This is a genomic window from Pseudomonas baltica, assembly GCF_031880315.1.
In the GTDB taxonomy this organism is placed as follows: Bacteria; Pseudomonadota; Gammaproteobacteria; order Pseudomonadales; family Pseudomonadaceae; genus Aquipseudomonas.
The window spans coordinates 304,916-323,591 of the sequence record NZ_CP134771.1 but is presented as its reverse complement, the minus strand read 5'-3'; the positions used below and the strand labels follow the sequence as shown (position 1 = coordinate 323,591).

Genomic DNA, 18,676 nt, shown 5'->3' with positions numbered 1-18,676 from the left:
CGGAAACTTTCAACATGGACGTTAACCAATTCGACCTGCTCGCCCGCCAGCCCTCGGCCGCCCTGATCGAGCGCGAGCGCTTCTGGGGCCTGCCCAAGCGCGGGCTGGCGTTCTTGCTGGCCAACGCCATGTTCTGGCAACCGCTGTGGGCGCAGGCCGAGGGCATCGTCGTCGCCACCCCCAACACGACCCTGGGCCAGGCCGGCAACGGTGTGCCGATCGTCAACATCGCCGCGCCCAACGCCAGCGGCCTGTCGCATAACCAATACCAGCAGTACAACGTCGGCAGTCAGGGGGTGATCCTCAACAACGCCAGCGGCCGTACCCAGAGCACCCAACTGGGCGGCATCATCGTCGGCAACCCCAACTTCAAGGGGCAGGCCGCCAGCACCATCCTCAACGAAGTGACCGGTGCCAACGCCAGCCAGCTCAATGGCTACACCGAAGTCGCCGGTCAGGCAGCGCGCGTCATCGTCGCCAACCCCTACGGCGTCACCTGCAACGGCTGCGGCTTCATCAACACCCCGCGCGTGACCCTGACCACCGGCAAGCCGGTGCTGAGCAATGGCGCGCTGGACCACTTCAACGTGCAGAACGGCAGCGTCACGGTCGAAGGCGCCGGGCTCAACGCCGACAACGTCGATCAGTTCGAGATCATCACCCGCAGCGCCAAAATCAACGCCGAGCTGCACGCCAAGAACCTCACCCTCGTCACCGGGCGCAACGACGTCAACGCGCAGACCCTCAACCCCACCGCGCTGGCCGACGACGGCAGCGACGCGCCACAATTGGCCATCGACAGTTCAGCGCTGGGCGGCATGTACGCCGGTGCGATCAAACTGGTGGGCACCGAGAAGGGCGTGGGCGTGCGTCTGGCCGGCAATCTGGCGGCCAGCGCCGAGGACATTCAGATCGACGCCAACGGCCACCTGAGCATGGCCCAGGCCTCGGCCAATGGCGCCGTCAAGGTGCAAGCGGCAAGCCTGGAGGCCCAGGGGGCGATCTACGGACAGAACGTCGAGGTGCAAACGGTCGGCGCGCTGGCGGTGCAGCAGAACGTGGCGGCGCGCGATCGCATCAGCCTCAGCAGTGGCGGGCAGCTGACTAACAACGCTATCGTCGAAGCCGGTGTCAATGCCGACAACAGCCGCAATGCCAACGGCGATGTGGTGCTCAGGGCGCAGAATCTGCGCAACGCCGGGAGTGTGGTGGCCAGTCGGGACCTGACTGCGACGCTCACCCAGGCGCTGGACAACAGCGGCCACCAGCTGAACGCCGGGCGCACGCTGAACGCAAGCGCTGGTGCTGCCTTGAATAACCAGAACGGCACGTTGAGCGGCAACGCCCTGCAACTGGACGCTGGCGACCTCAATAACGCCGACGGCGTGATTGCCAGCCAGGCCGACCTCAACGCCACCGTCGCTGCGCTGAACAACCAGCAAGGCCGAGTCACCGCCCAGGGCAACCTGACGCTCAAAGCCAGCGACCTCGATAACCGCACTGGCGGCCTGGTAGGTGCGACAAAAGCGCTGAGCCTGGCTATCACTAACGGCATCGATAACCGCGCCGGGGAAATCTCCAGCCAGGCGGGCGTGACAGTCAAAGCCAGCCAATTGACCAACAGCGATGCCGGCAAGCTGCTTTCCGGCACCGCGCTGGCCCTCGACATCGCCCGTGTGATCAACCAGAACAACGGTTTGATCTACGCCGGCACCGCGTTGCGCCTAGACGGCGGGCAGCTGGACAACAGCCACGGCACACTGAGCGGACAGACCGATGTGGTCGTCCACCTGACCGGCGCGCTGGACAACGGCAACGGCCTGATCAGCAGCGAAGGCGCGCTGAACGCCGCTGCCAGTCACGTGAACAACGCCGCCGGCAAACTCTCCAGTGCCGGCGCACTCAGCGTCGCCAGCGATGGCGATGTGAACAACCAGCAAGGCTCGATCAGCACCGACAGCGGCCTGACCCTCAGCAGCGCCAGCCTCGACAACCGCAACAGCGGCATGATCTCCGGCAAGGGCGCGACCGCCGTCACCACCGGGGCCTTCGATAACAGCCACAGCGGCAAGCTGACCAGCAGCGATCGCCTCGACCTCACTGCCGGCCAGGTCACCAATCAGGATCAAGGCCGCATCGCCGCCGCCAAGGCACTCCAGGCCAGCGTCACCGGCCTCGATCAGCGCGGCGGTCAACTGTTCAGCAATACCCGCCTGACGCTCGACCTCAACCATGGCCAGCTCGACAACCAGAACGGCCTGATCAACGCGCCTGGCGCCTTGCTGCTCAACAACCTGGCAGCGGTCAACAACCAGAACGGCGAAATCTCCAGTGCGTCGGCGTTCCAGTTCAATGCCGACAGCCTGGATAACAGCGCTGGCAAGCTGCTGAGCAATCAAGCGCTCGTGGTGCGAGTCGCCCGGGCACTCAGCAACGTCAAAGGGGTGATCTCGGCGGCGGCGCTGGATGCCAAGGCCGCCAGCCTGGACAACACCGAGGGTGAACTCAGCAGCCGCAGCGGCCTGGACCTGGATGTCACCGGCACCCTGACCAACCGCACTGCGACCCTGATCGCCGACGGCGACCTGCGCCTCCATGCCGCCCGCGTCGACAACAGCAACGGCCAGATCGCCAGCCAAAAAAGTCTGTCTGCAACCATCGGCGCGCTGCAGCAGCCCGGTGGTCAGCTGATCGCCTTGACCACCCTGAGCCTCACCGGTACGAGCCTCGACAACACCCAGGCCGGCCTGATCGGCGCCCACGGCGCGATGGTGCTCAACGTCGCCAGCATCGACAACCGCGGCGGCGAGATCTCCAGCCAGGGCGACATCAGCCTGACCGGCGAACAGCTCGACAACAGCGATGCCGGCCGCATCATCGCCCAGCAAGGCCTGGCGCTGGCTATCGACCAAACCCTTAACCGCAATGCCGGGGTGTTGTCCGGCAGCACCGGCCTGACAGTGACGGGTACCCGCCTGGACAACAGCGGCGCCAGCTTGCTGAGCCAACACGGCATTGATGTGCGCCTCGACGGCGATCTGCTCAACACGCTTGGCCTGATCAGCAGTGAAGGCACGCTGCAGGTGCGCGCCGGCACGCTGGCCAACAATGGCGGCAGCCTGTCCAGCGCGGACGCATTGACCGTCGACAGCACCGGCGCGATCACCAACCAAGGCGGCCGGCTGGTGACCGATGCCACGCTGGTGCTCAGCAGCACGCGCTTGGACAACACGCAAAAAGGCCTGGTGAGCGCTAAAGGTGCGGTGTCGATCGACACCGGTGATTTTGACAACAGCCATGACGGCCGGGTGAGCAGTGCCGATGGCCTGCAACTGCACGCAGCGCAGTTGACCAACCGCGATGGCGGTAGCATTGGTGCCGACAAATCGCTGCGCGCTGACGTCATCGGCCTTGATCAACAAGGCGGCGAACTGTTCAGCAATGCCGACCTGACCCTCGACCTCAACCACGGCCAACTCGACAACCGCAGCGGCCTGATCAACGCCACCGGCGCGTTACTGCTGAACAACCTCGCCGACGTCAACAACCAGAACGGCGAGATCTCCAGCGGCCAGGCCTATACCTTCAGCGCCGACAGCCTCGACAACGGCAACGGCAAACTGCTCAGCAACCAGGCGCTGACGGTGCGCGTGGCGCACGCGCTGGCCAACGTCAGAGGCATGATCGCCGCCGCCAGTGTCGATGCCGCTGCTGGCAGCCTCGACAACAGCGCCGGTACCCTGACCAGCCGCAGCGACCTGACCCTCAACGTCACCGGCCTGCTCGGCAACCAGAACGACGGCCTGATCAACGCCACCCAAGCGCTCACCGTCAAAGCCACCGGCATCGACAACGCCGGCGGCTCCTTGCTCGGCGCCACCGCACTGAACCTCGATTTCAACGGCGCCGACCTCGACAACCGCAACGGCCTCATCACCACCCGCAGCCCGCTGACCCTCAGCCACCTGCGCGACCTGAAAAATGCTAATGGCGAAATCTCCAGCAGCCAAAGCTTCAGCCTCAGCGGCCGTACCCTGGATAACAGCAGCGGCAAGTTGATCAGCAATCAGGTGCTGACCGTGAGTGCCGATTCGGTGCTCAACGCGCTGGGCTTGATCTCCGGTTGGCAAGGGCTGAGCGTCAGCGGTGGCAGCCTCGACAACCGCAACAGCGGGACCCTGTCGAGCCGCAACGCCGAGGTAAATGTCAGCCTTGCCGGCGCGCTGCTCAACGGCAACTCGGGGGCGCTGGTCAGCCAGCAAGCAATGAGCGTCAGCGCGGTCAGCGTCGACAACCAAGGCGGGATTCTGTCCAGTGGAGCAGGGCAGACCTTGACCGTCAGCGGCCTGTTGAACAACGGCCAGAACGGCCTGATCGACAGTGGCGCGGGGTTGCTGATCAACGCCGGTAATGTGAGCAACGCCGCTGGCACGATCAACGCGCAACAGGACTTGAGCCTGGCCGCGACCGACTTCGACAACAGCGCAGGCAGCCTCGCCAGCAACGGCGGCGTGACCCTCGACTTGCTCGGCAAACTGATCAACACCAATGCCAAGCTCGCCAGCGCTGGCAACCTGTTGCTCAAGCGCGCTACCCAGGTCGATAACCAAGGCGGCGAACTGACCAGCCAACGGGCGATTACCCTGTTTACCGGCGGGCTGGACAACAGCAACCGCGGCACGCTGGCCGCCAACGACGCGTTGCTGATCACCGCCAGCGGCGCGCTGCAAAACGCCAATGACGGCCTGATCTACAGCAAGAATGCCAACCTCAAACTGCAAGCCGCCAGCCTGGCCAACGGCAAAGGCACACTGCAAAGCCAAGGCGCGCTGGACCTCACGGTTACCGGCGATGTCGACAGCCTCAGCGGCAAGATTCTCGCGCAAAGCGGAGCGTTGAACGTCACCGCCACTAACGTCGACAACCGCGGTGGGGTGCTGGCCAGCCTGCAGCAAGCTTTTACGGCGCGCATTACCGGCGTGCTGAAAAACGGTTATGACCTTGATCACAAGGGCGGCATCACTCAGGCGCAGAGCCTGGATATTCGGGCGCTGGCGGGTTTCAACAATTACGGCGGGCGGGTGTCGGCGCAATCCGGTGATGCGCTGATCAATACCGGTGATTTTGATAACCGTAATGGCGGGTTGTATGCCAAGCAGCGGGTCAGCGTTACCGGCAACAACTTTGATAACAGCGGCGACAATGACGGGCAGATTGGCGGGCAGCAGATTGATTTGAGTTTGAGCGGGGCGCTGAACAATCGGCTGGGGGTAATTGAAAGCGACAGTACGCTGAGCATTGTTGCGGCGAGCATTGATAACCAGACTGGCAAGCTGCGAGCGTTGGGCGCCAGCGGTACCACGCTGTTGAATGTCAGCGGCCTGCTGAACAACAGCAACGGCACCCTAGAGACGGTCAACAGCAACCTGGCGCTCAACGTCGGCGCTCTGCAAAACGTCGGCGGTTCCATCCTGCACAGCGGCACCGGCACCTTTGGCCTGGGCCTCAATCTGTTGCAGAACGCGGGCGGCAACCTGGTCAGCAACGGCAGCCTGAGCATCAGCGGCGACAGCTGGACCAACACCAGCGTGCTGCAAGTCGGCGACCTCAACCTCAACGTAGGCACCTTCAACCAGTCTGCCACCGGCCAACTGTTGACCAACCGCACCTTTGTCGGCCGCGGTGGCAACTGGAACAACGACGGCCTGATCGCCAGCAATGGCAGCGCCGATCTGCAAATCGCGGGTACTTACAGCGGCGCGGGGAGCCTGACCAGCGTCGGCGACCTGACGTTCTCCGCCAATCAGGCCGACCTCAACGCCGCTACCTCGCGACTGAGTGGCGGCGGTAAAGGTGTGTTCTCGGTAGCCGGGACCCTGCGCAATCTCGGGCGCATCACCGCCGGAGGTGATTTGACCGCCAGCGCCGGTGCCATCAATAACTACGGGACTCTGGGCGGCGGCCAGAACGTCAGCCTGAGCACGCCCACATTGCTCAACGAGGGCGGGTTGATCTTCGCGGGTGGCGACCTGGCGTTGCACGCCAATGCACTCACCAACCACGCGGCCAATGTGTACGGCTTGGGTAATGTGAGCATTGGTGGGTACAACGGCGTGACGCGCTCGGCGAGTGTGTTGAATATCTCGGGTGGGATGGAGAGTGCCGGGGCGTTCGGGATTGATGCGGATGCGTTTGAGAACAGGACTGAGGGTGGGACTGGAACGGGCGAGCGGACGCTGACGTCGGGGCTTATTGCCGTCAGATGTGAAGATTGTGTGGGCGATAACTACGACCTGACGATCATCGCCCGGGAAACGTTTGAAGGTGCTGACGCCGACACCAGTGCGTCCTCGACGCTGTCTGTAGGCAGAGACTTCGTCTTTCACGGTGGAACCTTCCTCAATAGCAAAAGCACGATTGCAGCCAGCGGCAATATCACTATCCAGGCCGATAGCCTGCAGAACGTCGGTTCGGTAGGTGGCAGCATTGAGCGCACACGCACCTATAAAACGCCGGATATCACGGATGGCACGGCCAATCGGCTGATGTCCAGTGTGGTGTTGCCGTATAACCAGCGCAACAATCCAGATTTTCCGGTCGTGTATTACATCGACGATTCCGGCGCGCTACGTACTGCGAATGCAGTATCCCGAAAAGTTCGTCTGGGCGGGCGGGACAATGGCTGGGTTGAAAATGTCGCGCTTACCGACACCGTAACCGGGACAGCAGTTCGTGCCATTCAAGGGCCTGGGGGGGCCGGAGGCTACGGACTGGCAATGTCTGGCCTTAGCTATGGTTTCGAGGGCAAGATCCCCTCGCAATACGACGCCAACAATCTGCTGGCACTTCCCACCGCCATCACCCAATACACCTTGGTCAGCGACGTAGAAGTCGCCAAAGACAGCACCGGTGCCGCCAGCACCGGCACCGTGCGCAACGCCGTCATCCAGGCCGGCGGCAAGGTGGCCATCACCGCCAGCCAGAACCTCACCAACAGCGTGATCCACGAGGATTACGGTTACAGCGTAGGCACCAATCAAGTCCAGAACACCCAAGCCGCCGCTGGCGCGCGGGTGGTCATCAGGGTCAACGCACAGCTGCCCCCCGACCTGGCACAACAACAGATCGACCCCACCGCGTTGCCCGGCTTCAGCCTGCCCACCGGTCAGAACGGCCTGTTCCGCCTCAGCGGCCAGACCAGCACCCAGCCAGGCGCAGCGGCAAACGACTGGTCCATAGGCGGGGCAAGCATCACCACCGCGCAACGTGATCAAGCCATCCCTGGCCTGCAGTCCCGCGACATTCGCATCAGCGCTACCGATGACACCGTCGTGGGCGGCTATCAACTTGCGGCTGTCGACCGTGAGGGCTCCGCCGTCGCGGGCAGCGCCACCCACATCCAAACGGCCTCAAGTTCGGCGCAGAACATCGCGCGCGTCCAAGGCCTGCCCAGCTCCGCCGCCAAACCAAGCACCGGCAAATACCTGATCGAAACCAACCCCGCGCTCACCGACCTCAAGCAATTCATGAGCTCGGACTACCTGCTCGCGGCTCTCGGCTACGACCCCGACACCAGCGCCAAACGCCTGGGCGACGGCCTCTACGAGCAACGCCTGATCCAGCAAGCCGTCACCGCACGCACCGGCCAAGCCTTTATCGACGGCCAGACCTCCAACGAGGCGATGTACCAATACCTGATGAACAACGCCGTCGCCGAAAAGGACGCCCTCAACCTGTCCATCGGCGTCGGCCTCAGCAGCGCCCAAGTCGCGTCCCTGACCCACGACATCGTCTGGCTCGAAGAGCACGAAGTGAACGGCGAAAAGGTCCTGGTGCCCGTGGTCTATCTGGCCCAGGCCGACGGCCGCCTCGGGCCGACCGGCGCACTCATCGCCGGTAGCGACGTCAGCCTCACCGCCGGCCAGAACCTCGATAACGCCGGCACCCTGAAAGCCACCGGCAACCTCAGCGCCACCGCTGGCCAGGACCTGGTCAACAGCGGCCTGATCGACGCTGGCGGCCGCCTGGATGCCCTGGCGATCAACAACGTCACCAACAAGGCCGGCGGCATCATTGCTGGGCGCGACGTGGCGGTCACCGCCGTCACCGGTGATGTGGTCAACGAACGGACCGTGGTCGCGCTGGACAGCACCGCCCGCGGCCAACTGCACAAGGACTATGTCGACAGCGCCTCGCGTATCGAGGCGGCCAATGATCTGAGCATTTCTGCTGGGCGAGACATCAACAACGTCGGCAGCGCCCTGCAAAGCGGCCGTGATCTGACCCTGACCGCCGGGCGCGATGTGAATATCGCCGCTACGCAGGTCACCAACAGCCAGGTGTTGAACAGCAAGCACACCAGCAGTGATATCACGCGGCTCGGCTCGACCGTAGACGCGGGCCGCGATGTGGCTGTGCAGGGCGGCCGGGATATCAATGTGATCGCCAGTCAGGTGGCCGCGAAGGGTGATGTGGCGATGACGGCCACCGAGAACTTGACGGTGAGTTCGGCGGCGGATGAGGAGCATGCGTACAGCAAATCGAAAAAGGTAACTAGTCAGCGCGATCAAGTGACTCAAGTATCAAGCGATATCAGCGCTGGAAGCGATGTTGTCCTGAGTGCAGGTACCGACCTGGGCATCGTTGCCAGCCACGTCACTGCGGGCAAAGCGGTCGATATCGACGCGGGCCAGGACGTGACCATCGCGTCGGCCATGGACGAGAAGTCTTCGTTCTACTTCAAGAAGAAAAAAGGGTCGTTTGGCCGCAGCAGCAGCCAGCAAAAGGAAAGCTACGACAGTACCAATGTCGCCTCGGTCATCACCGCGGGCAGCGATCTGACCATCAACACATCGGGTACCGCTGATGGCGGCGTCAGCCTCGATGGCGGCCGTGACGTCAGCGTCATCGGCAGCCAGCTCAAGGCCGGTCACGATGTGATGGTCGGTGGCACCGGTGACGTGGCGATTCTGTCCGGTACTGAAGAGCATGGCTCGTACAACAAGAAGACCAAATCGGGCTTCCTGGGCCTCTCGAAGAGTGGCAAGAGCCAGCTGAAAACCACGGCTTCGCAAGTGGCCAGTGATGTGGACGGCGGCAACGACGTGGTCGTGGTTGCCGGCAACGATGTGCGCGTGCGCGCCAGTAATGTCACCGCTGCCAATGATGCCGAGCTGCACGCCGGTCTGATCAACAGCAGCGGTGATATCAACTTGGTGGCCGCCAGCGATACGGCCTATAGCAAGAGTGAGCAGTACAGTACACGCACCGGCATCATGGGTACAAAGGGGGGTATCAGCTTCAGCGCTGCTCAGAAGGCCGGCGCTTTGGCCCAGAGCACAACCAATGTAGGAAGCCAGGTCAGCGCCGAGCAGGATGCGACCCTCAACGCCGCTCGGGACATCAACATCGTCGGTAGCGGCGTCAGCGCCGGGCGCAACATCACCTTGGGCGCGGGGCAGGACGTCAATGTCATCGCGGGTATCTCGACGGCGCAGAGCGACACTTGGGAGAAGACCAAGTCCGTCGGCGTCAAGGTCAGTGCGGACCGCAACGGCTTCACCGCCTTCGCTGGCCAGCAAGCCATAAAGGAAACTGCGAACGGTGCCCAACAAACCGCAGCCGCCAGCCAACTAAGTGCCGGTCAGGACCTGAGCGTGAGCGCCGGCCGCGACATCCTGCAGCAGGGCTCCGATGCCTATGCCGGGAATGACATTGCCTACCAGGCTGGTCGCAACATCGTCATCGATGCCGCCAGCGAACACAGCGAGCAAACCGCCAGTAAAAGCGTCAGTACCAACGGCATCTCCGGCACCATCAACCACAACCTGGGCAACACTCGCGATGCGTTGAGCGGCGCAGGCAAAGGTGAAGACGGTGTCAGCAAAGCGTCGAGCACGCTTAAGGCAGTGGACGCCATATCGCAGTTCCTCAACGGCCCGACCATGGACGGCCATATTGGCAACACCAGCCAGAGCCAGACCGTCACCCAGACCATCGACAGCCAACGCGGCTCGATCGTGCAGGCGGGCAACGATGTGTCGATGGTCGCTGGCAATGACGTGACCGTGCGCGGCAGTGGTCTCAACGCCGGTCGTGATATCAGCATCGGTGGCCGCGACGTGACCATTGATGTCGCCAAAGGTGCGCAAGGGACCGACAGCGAAGAGACCCAGAGCAAAGGCGGTGTCATCGGTGGCACCACTGGCGGCTTCAAGATCGGGGTGGGCGGTAGTACCGGCATCGCTACCGGCAACTCTAGCCAAGGTACTTCGACGCCGAGCGCCCTGAACGCCGTCCGCGACATCAACCTAGTTGCCAGCAACGACCTGAGTTTGATCGGCGCCCAGGTGCAAGCACAGCGTGACATCAACCTCAACGCGGGCAACGACCTGACCATCAAGGCTGCGCAGAACGATTCCAGCAGCCAGGATGCCCGCCACAACGGCGGCGGCAGCGCCGGTATCGCCGTCGGCCAGCAAGGCATCGGCGTTTACGCCAGTGTCGATATCGGCCGCGGCAACCTCGACCGTGAAGGCGCGCAACAGCAGGAAGCCCACCTCAATGCTGGCGACCAGCTGAACTTCACCAGCGGCCGCGACACCACCATCAGCGGTGCGACCCTGCGTGGCGATAGCGTCAACGGGGACGTGGGCCGCAACCTGACCGTCAGTTCGGCGCTGGACACCGGCAAGGTCAGCGGCAAGAAGTTCGACGTGAGTGCCACCGTCGTGGTGGGACTGGGAGGTGGCAGTGCCAGTGGCTCTGTGGGCTATGGCCAAACAACGGGCTCGACCAAATGGGTCGAGCAGCAGACGTCCATAACCGCTGCCAATGATGTGAACATCCGTACCCAGGATCACACCCAGCTTGATGGAGCATTGATCGCATCGGATGCCGGGAAGCTGTTGCTCGATACCGGCACCCTGGGCTTCAGCGATATCGCGGGCAAGGATACCGAGCACGCCTATTACCTGAATGTTGGCGGGAGCTATGCCACTGGTGGCGCGAGCGCCCAGCAGGACAGCAGTCAGGTCGGCAAGGGTAAAACCGGCGAAGCCGGCTGGAGTGCCTCGGGTTACAAGTACGACAAGGATCGCCAGCAGATCGTCCGCGCGACGGTAGGTGCGGGGAATGTTGTGGTGCGTGGGGATGAGCAGACTGGGGCGGATTCTACGGCTGGGCTGAATCGGGATGTCAGTAAGGCGTATGAGATTACCAAGGATGAAGAACACCGCACTGATTTATATGTGACGAAGTCTTCAGTTGATGCGGTGATGGATGTGCCGGGGACTTTGAAGCGGTGGGAAGATGATGCCAAGAATTATGGTTCGGCGCAAATCAATGAGCTTCTTGGTAATCTGAATCGACTGCGTGCGCCGCTGGTGACGATAGATGATGTTCCTCAGCAAGCAAAAGCAGCTCTAGGAAATGAAAAGGCACTGGCGCTGACAAAAAAATTACTGGAAAACGGTTTGTCCAGTTCTGTCCTAGGCACCTGGCGCCCAGAGGTTTACTCATCGCTGGACGCGGTCTTCACAAGCTTTGGCAAGCTGCAGCAATGTGCTGGAAAGTGCCCAGAAGCCGTGGATCCACTGCCAGGAACATCAACATCCACCACAGTTTTGGATAAAAACGGGAATCCGTCGATTCAACTGGATAACACCTACATACATAACAACCTTTATCAAGATGCACTGATAAATGTTGCCAAATTCAGTGTCATGGTGCCAAAAGAGCAAATTGCAGCTGGGATGTTGGCGGTCCAAGTCGCCCTGGGACCGGTAACAGCCGCTGCTGGATATCTGGGTTCCGTCGTATTCGAACATACGCTAGGCCCAACCGCCGAGCGGTTGGTGGAGAATGGAGCGACGAAGATTGTAAACGTGCTGACGGATCAGGACGTTGAGCTGGTAGTCGAGAATAACGAAGAGGGGAAACAGGAATACGCCAAGTCAGGCAACGATGGTATGAATGGCTCGGCGGAAGTGATCGGCGCAAAATTTTTGATATCAGGCGCCATTGCTGCGGTCGCTGGTATGGCCGCAGCAGGGATTGGTGCGCTTTGGGCGAAGAGCGGAGCGGGGAAAACCGTGACGATTTCGCCCGAGATGAAGGCAGACCCTTATCATCCGGATTGGAAGGAGTATAATGGCTCCGATCGTGGGGTAGGGGCGGATGTTGTTGGTGCAAAAGAGGTAGCAAGCCCAGATGCGACGGGCGGGAAGAAAGTTGGTCCAGAGACCGACCTAGCCCCCGAAGTAAATCTGCATTCAGATGGAAGCTATCGAACCCCTGACGGAAAATTTGCTAGCCCGAAGGGTCTAGCTCCTCCGGGAACAGTTAAGGCAGATGAGTTTGCTAAGCATTTAGAAGCAAATGGAATGGAAGTTGTAGGCACTGAGATGGTCGTTAAAGGGCCTCTCGGTGATCGTAGGTATGACATTGTAGTCCGTGACGCAAATGGTAAATTACACGGTCTTGAGGTGAAAAGCGGAACTGCTAGTAAGACCAGCTATCAAGAATTCACCGATTATTTTGTCAATCAGTTTGGGGCGCAAGGGAAGGGACGGCTAAAAGGCGAAGTCATCGAAAGCGCTACAACAGTTTATGTGCCGTGAAGGTGAGGAATATGAAGCTCGAAGCCGAAAATAGTCCCGTATTAATTGACGTCAACCAGGCGCAGCTTGTAAAAGTGTTAAAAAAATTAAAAAGCTACGGTCCAAGCTCATACGCATGCATAACTGACGACGACGGTAATTATGTGCAAGTGGCAGGAGGCAGATTCACTTGCTTTATTGAAAGATATGACGCAAAAAGTAAAGCTCTGTTTAGAGGATATCATTCAAATTCTAGCACGAACTTTGAAGATGGGAGCTTGCTGTCGTTTGGTGCAGGGCGTGTTCAATTAAAGAAAGATGAGTGGTTTAATATTGACGATGTGATCGAAGTTTTCTCCCGATTCAATCAGAATCAGCCTTTACCAGAAAATATTTACTGGCGCGAGGTAAAGATTTTGAATCAGAGCGACAGTTGATGAGTTGGTGCAAAAGGCATTCCAAGCATAACCCGCAGTACCGAAATAACGGAGCTGTTTAGCTCTTCCAGTACTAGGAGCGGTATTCAAATTGGAGACCGCTCGCTCATTGAGGTTCCAAACACAGGAAATGCAAAAATATTTTCTGGTGCAACAGATGTGGAAGTTAAGCAGTATTTTTCGGAATTGACAGGCTCGACAGGCTTGCCTTCTCCTCGTACTATTCCTGGGAAAGGGGATATATATGTTGTTAATACGCCTGAAGGAAATTTCACGCTTCGGAATTTTTCCTCTTCATCTGGTCAGACTGGTCCAGCCTGGACTATCGATGTGCCTAAAGCCGCCACAGGCACGACGTATAATCCAGAAATAAAATTCCTGATTGGAAATCCATAATGGATACTAAGTTTGTTGAAGAAATAGTGCGTGATTCATTTGGTCTGTGGATATCGGCACTTTTCAGCGCCATTGGTTCATGGAATCCTGAGCTATCGTTCTCTCAGCAAAAAGATGCTTTTTTTTCTGTGATCGAATATCTGCTTGTTACCGGAAAAATAAAATTTATCGCGCCAAATGCGGATTGCTATATTTCTTCGGATAATCCGCACCCCAGGTTTTCGATTAATGATGAAGAGTCTCACTGGAGTTTGGATGCGAAGCAGATCGTGTCTTACTTGAAAGATAAGTGGCCGGAAGGTGTTGTGAGTGAAAGTGACGAAGCACTCACACTGTATTTTTATGAAGTGCCAGGCATCATTTGGGTGGACGAAAACGGCTGTTTGTTTGCTTCATAATTTGTTGGTGCAAAAGCAACTGGCGCTGCCGGTAAGGTAGATGATCTTGCGTCAACTAAGGTCAAGTGGGTTGATGAGAATGCAGGTATGAGTTCGCGTGCCCGTGATTACAATGACTCAGCAACGGGTGCTCGCTCCAATCCTGCAACCCAATCTGGCCAAGCTCCTGCGCTAGAAAGAACAATGCCGGATGGATCAATAAGGTTGGTTAAATTCGATGGTGTGGATGGTGAAGTTTTAGTTGATCGCAAGATTTCGGTTGTAACGACGAGCAAATAGAAGGACCAGGCGCTTAGGCAGTCTGACGTGTTAAGTCAGAATGCTTTAACTGCGCGCTGGGAAGTACCTACACAGGCTCAAGCAAATAGAGCTCAGAAAATGTTTGATGAGCTGGGCATTAAAAATATTTCAGTGAAGGTGATTCGTGAGCCAGGAAATCAATAAGCACGTTGCGCGAGCCATTGTTGAGCTTGCTATATTTCTTGAGTTTTCGGGGGATGATGCATTAAATCCAGATGCTGCAATGCAGGGGCTTGAACAATTAGCTTCGACATTGCAAATGATGGACTTGGAATCTAAATCATCTTTGTGCTCACAGTTTAAAAGCATCGCAATAGAGTATTCAGATGAGCAGGCAGAGTTTGTGGAAAGCTTGGGCGAAGCGCTGGGGTTGATCGAGGAGTAGTTTGCTCATCAGTAAAAGCCCCAGATTTTACTGACATGCAATGAGTTTGTATCACACTGACACCGGCCTTGCGCCGGTGTTTTTGCACCCTATATGTACCCTGATTGCACTCTTTTCCAGGATCACACCCAGCTTGATGGAGCATTGATCGCATCGGATGCCGGGAAGCTGTTGCTCGATACCGGCACGCTGGGCTTCAGCGATATCGCGGGCAAGGATACCGAGCACGCCTATTACCTGAATGTTGGCGGGAGCTATGCCACTGGTGGCGCGAGCGCCCAGCAGGACAGCAGTCAGGTCGGCAAGGGTAAAACCGGCGAAGCCGGCTGGAGTGCCTCGGGTTACAAGTACGACAAGGATCGCCAGCAGATCGTCCGCGCGACGGTAGGTGCGGGGAATGTTGTGGTGCGTGGGGGTGACGATTTCGCCCGAGATGAAGGCAGACCCTTATCATCCGGGTTGGAAGGAGTATAATGGCTCCGATCGTGGGGTAGGGGCGGATGTTGTTGGGGCAAAAGGCGCAGGTGAAGTTGCCTCTATAGGTGGAAAGACCTGTGTTTATAACTGTGTTGTTGATGGCGTGACTCGTTATGTCGGAATAACCGACGACATAGCTAAGCGCGGTCAAGCTCACCTCAGAGAAAAAGGCATCACGATTGACAGAATAGAGGGTTTACAGAACCTTTCACGTGCTGACGCACGGGCAGTAGAGCAAACACTGATCGACTACCATGGCCTTGGTAAAGATGGCGGCACGTTGATCAATAAGATTAACTCTATATCGTCTGTCAAAAACCCGACTAATTATGAGCAGGGTTTGATTCGCGGCGCCGAGCTGCTGAAAAGAGCTGGATATGAAGGATTTTAAATGGCTAAGAAGGTAAAGCTGGGCGACATTTTGCAGGTGTTAACCTCGCAGGGTGTCGCATATGCCCAGGTTACTCATAAGCATCCGGAATTTGGTTTTTTAATACGTATTTTCCCCGGGTTTCATAATGAAAAACCAAAAGATTTTTCGGTTGTTGTTGATGGTGAACCACAATTTTCCGCATTTTTTGTTGTTCAAAGTGCGGTAAATCAGGGCCTTCTATCCGTTGTGGCAAATGTTCCGGTTCCCGAAAAGTTACAAGTGTTTCCTACGTTCCGTTCCAGGAATGGCGGGCCGGGAGGCTCTATTTGGCTATGGAATGGAAGCGAAGCGCTTCGGCTGGAGAGAGAGATTAGCTCGGAAGAACTGAAGCATTCCACAAGAGGAATTATCAGTGCGCCATTGCTTGTTGAGCGTATTGAAAAGAATTACAGAGCCGAGACCCATGAGGTTTGGTGAGTTGTAGAAGTTTCAACTTGATCTGACACTTTCGACACCGGCCTTGTGCCGGTGTTTTTGCACCTTATATGTACCCGAATCGTCGTAGGAAAAGGCGGCGAAATGTATTACACAGCTGACCACTACAAAACCTTCATCCCGATAAAAATTGAGGCCTGTCGAAAATGTTGCCATTCAAGTTTGTGGACATCCCGCCTTCATATGACGCGGCCGAGGTTTTTTATGTGCGGATTGACCCGTCCATTGGGATTGCAGAGGAATTGATAAGAGCGCTGTATTACCTACTTTGGTTGCCAGGGTATTTTGGATTTAACTGGGATGCCTTATACGATTGCTTAAGAGATCTTAGCTGGATTCCATGCCACAAAATCGTCCTTGTACATGTGACTCTTCCAGAATTGCCAAGAGATGATCTACAGGTATACCTTGAGATTTTACGTGACGCGGTCTCTAATTGGGTTGGTGACCAAGGGCACGAGATAGAAGTAGTCTTCAGAGAAATTGATAGGCTTACGGTCGAGGATCTGCTGGAAAAATAGCTTAAGCCACTTGTGCAAAAGAGGCCGCCGCCGCCTATGAATAGCAAGATTATCTGAACGTGCGATGTAAGTTCGCTGGGAGCTAAACGTTGGTAGCGGTAGGAATATTGCTGTTGCTGAGTATTCAATTGATGGACAAAGCGCTGAGCTTGTAGGGGTAAGCGGGCTAGCGAAGCGCCTTGGAACGGTCGATGTCCCTGAAAAACAGGTCTTCGACACAATACAAACTGGTAAAGATCCAAGGATAATGGACTCAGAGTATAAAAATTGTCGAGTTTGGCAGATAAGCTAACCCCCTCGTCACAAGGGGTCGTAAATATTTACTCAGACCTCCCAGTTTGCGTTTCGTGCAGCGGGGTTATAAGTCAGTTTCAACAAAGGTTCCCCGGTGTGATTGTTAACGTAGAAACAGGAAAGCCAAGATGAAAAACGTTCGGGACATTTTTCATGAGTTAGTGCTGCGGGGAGTAATTTTAAATTCTACTCTTGTTGGTTGCTCAGAAGTGGAGATTGCATCAATCGAGCAAAATTTTGGTTGTAAAGTTCCTTTGGCATATCGTGAGTTTTTGACGATTGCGGGGCGTTCGGCTGGTAAGATTTTTTGTGGTGTTGATATATTTTATCCGAGATTACTTAGCCTAAAGGTTGAGGCGGATGAGTTGCTTGATGAGTTAGGTCTGTCCGATTTGCTGCCTACGGATGCTAAGGTATTCTGCATGCATCAAGGATATGAAATTAATTATTTCCTACCGATTTCTGACGATCCGCCAGTATTTCAGTTTTTTGAAGGCCAGAATTCGATGACTAAAACTTGGGATGGCTTTTCAAGCTTCTTAATTGCATCAATAGGCAATCATCTTTTACAATGGCCAGACTTAAATTAACAAGGTTCAAGGTGTTATTTAGAATGCGATAAAGTGCAAAAGCAACATCGATTGAGTTTTTGCCGAAAGTTACGCGGAATAGTGCGGGGCAGATAGAGGCCAACATTACTTAGGGCCGCGCTATAAAGACCCTTGATTCTAATGGTTATAAAAAGACAATTTCTCAGGATGGCTCAGTTACTGTGTTAACTAATGGAGAGAAGTCCTATCGATTCTATGCATCTTCAACGTCCACAGGGCAGCCCTCCGCGTCGTTGACTATAGAAGGGGGGCAAACTATCAGGACTACAAAAGGCTCAAGGAACAGCAGCGATTACTAGAACATTCCTGATTGTCGCATTCGTTACTACACACACGAGGTTCATGCTAGGACAGCAGGACCGACTTGAGGTGCTTATTTCGCCACGGAGTTTGATTCTAGAACGGGCAGTACGAGGCAGTGGATGGAGAGCTACGACCATTCAGGAGAAATAATTCGTGTCCACCTGAAAAGTATTAATGGGCAGTCGGTTGATGCTCAACACCGCCCTCCGACCGGAGCAGAGCTAAAGAGTTGGGAGCAGCTATGAGTATGGAAGACTTGGTGGCTGATAGGCTTGGAAGAATAGCTGCTGATGGGTTTGATATTTTTAAGATAGCAAAAGAGGCGCTTAAAATTTATCAAGATCCGAATTTTTCTCTCACGAAGAATTTAGATACTGCGTTGTTGTCACTAATGGCAATGGTCGAAGGGCCAGAGTTTGAGATGGCAGAAAACGAGTTTCATGAATTTTTATCTGATATTCGACGGATGTAATTTTCAATATACCTATTTTGATCAGGCACTATCTACACCGGCCTTGGCCGGTGTTTTTGCACCCCAGGCGCCATTGCTGCGGTCGCTGGTACGGCCGCAGCAGGGATTGGTGCGCTTTGGGCGAAGAGCGGAGCGGGGAAAACCGTCACGGTTTCGCCCGAGATGAAGGCAGACCCTTATCATCCGGGTTGGAAGGAGTATAATAGTTCCGATCGTGGTGTAGGGGCGGATGTCGTTGGTGCAAAAGCGACAGGAAGCGGAGCGAATTTTGCCGACCAAGCCAAGCTTGATGACCAGTTTGCACGTCATGGCAGTGACTTTGGCGCGAAAAATAAGCTTGAGTACCAAGCACAAGCTGATAAGTTCTTAACAGCCCCGAAGCCTGCGGGCGTGCTTGAAAAAGCAAGACCTAATGGAGATATCGTACGCTACAACCCTGGCACCGATGAATTTGGGGTCGTATCAAGTGGGGGAAGTATTCGCACGTACTAAAAACCTAACCCAGCAGTGCATGGTAAGGGTTCAAACTTGACTATTTTAATGCTCAATAGTAATCAAAAATATGTATGTCCGGTATGCCAATATCCTGATCTTAATGAGCCGGCGTATGACAGT

Annotated in this window: 12 protein-coding genes and 1 pseudogene; all 13 read left to right on the top strand. The window is 56.7% G+C overall.

Annotated elements, in window-relative coordinates:
• Positions 1–14 precede the first annotated feature (14 nt).
• The 13 genes and pseudogenes from REH34_RS01525 to REH34_RS01470 all read left to right on the top strand — a co-directional run bounded on the left by REH34_RS01525 (position 15) and on the right by REH34_RS01470 (position 18,553).
• A complete protein-coding gene (locus REH34_RS01525; RefSeq protein ID WP_311970491.1) occupies positions 15–12,620 on the top strand; it encodes a hemagglutinin repeat-containing protein in 12,606 nt (4,201 codons plus the stop codon).
• A gap of 11 nt (positions 12,621–12,631) precedes the next feature.
• Positions 12,632–13,036 carry a hypothetical protein gene (locus tag REH34_RS01520; protein ID WP_010428178.1) on the top strand — a complete coding sequence of 135 codons (405 nt, stop codon included), beginning with the start codon at positions 12,632–12,634 and terminating at the stop codon, positions 13,034–13,036.
• A gap of 159 nt (positions 13,037–13,195) precedes the next feature.
• Complete coding sequence (locus REH34_RS01515) at positions 13,196–13,432, top strand: hypothetical protein (protein ID WP_311970490.1); 237 nt, start codon at positions 13,196–13,198, stop codon at positions 13,430–13,432.
• Positions 13,432–13,830, top strand: a complete 399-nt coding sequence (locus REH34_RS01510) for a hypothetical protein (protein ID WP_311970489.1) — start codon at positions 13,432–13,434, stop codon at positions 13,828–13,830. Before REH34_RS01515 ends, REH34_RS01510 begins: the two co-directional genes overlap by 1 nt.
• Before the next feature lie 424 nt (positions 13,831–14,254).
• Positions 14,255–14,515: a hypothetical protein gene (locus tag REH34_RS01505; protein ID WP_078731018.1), complete on the top strand. Its 261-nt coding sequence runs from the start codon at positions 14,255–14,257 to the stop codon at positions 14,513–14,515.
• Between the two features lie 117 nt (positions 14,516–14,632).
• A pseudogene (locus REH34_RS01500) lies at positions 14,633–14,950 on the top strand (adhesin); the annotation flags it as partial.
• A complete protein-coding gene (locus REH34_RS01495; RefSeq protein ID WP_311970487.1) occupies positions 14,931–15,383 on the top strand; it encodes a hypothetical protein in 453 nt (150 codons plus the stop codon). The pseudogene REH34_RS01500 and the gene REH34_RS01495, both read left to right, overlap by 20 nt.
• Positions 15,384–15,842, top strand: a complete 459-nt coding sequence (locus REH34_RS01490) for a hypothetical protein (protein WP_311970486.1) — start codon at positions 15,384–15,386, stop codon at positions 15,840–15,842.
• Between the two features lie 164 nt (positions 15,843–16,006).
• The gene (locus REH34_RS01485) at positions 16,007–16,381 is read left to right on the top strand and encodes a barstar family protein (protein WP_311970485.1); all 375 of its coding nucleotides are present in this window, start codon (positions 16,007–16,009) and stop codon (positions 16,379–16,381) included.
• A 267-nt stretch (positions 16,382–16,648) separates the two neighbouring features.
• Complete coding sequence (locus tag REH34_RS30070) at positions 16,649–16,807, top strand: deaminase domain-containing protein (protein ID WP_409373222.1); 159 nt, start codon at positions 16,649–16,651, stop codon at positions 16,805–16,807.
• Positions 16,804–17,265, top strand: a complete 462-nt coding sequence (locus tag REH34_RS01480; protein ID WP_311970484.1) for an SMI1/KNR4 family protein — start codon at positions 16,804–16,806, stop codon at positions 17,263–17,265. Before REH34_RS30070 ends, REH34_RS01480 begins: the two co-directional genes overlap by 4 nt.
• A gap of 565 nt (positions 17,266–17,830) precedes the next feature.
• Positions 17,831–18,061 carry a hypothetical protein gene (locus REH34_RS01475; protein WP_311970483.1) on the top strand — a complete coding sequence of 77 codons (231 nt, stop codon included), beginning with the start codon at positions 17,831–17,833 and terminating at the stop codon, positions 18,059–18,061.
• Positions 18,062–18,223: 162 nt separating this feature from the next.
• Positions 18,224–18,553, top strand: a complete 330-nt coding sequence (locus tag REH34_RS01470) for a hypothetical protein (protein WP_311970482.1) — start codon at positions 18,224–18,226, stop codon at positions 18,551–18,553.
• Positions 18,554–18,676: the final 123 nt, after the last annotated feature.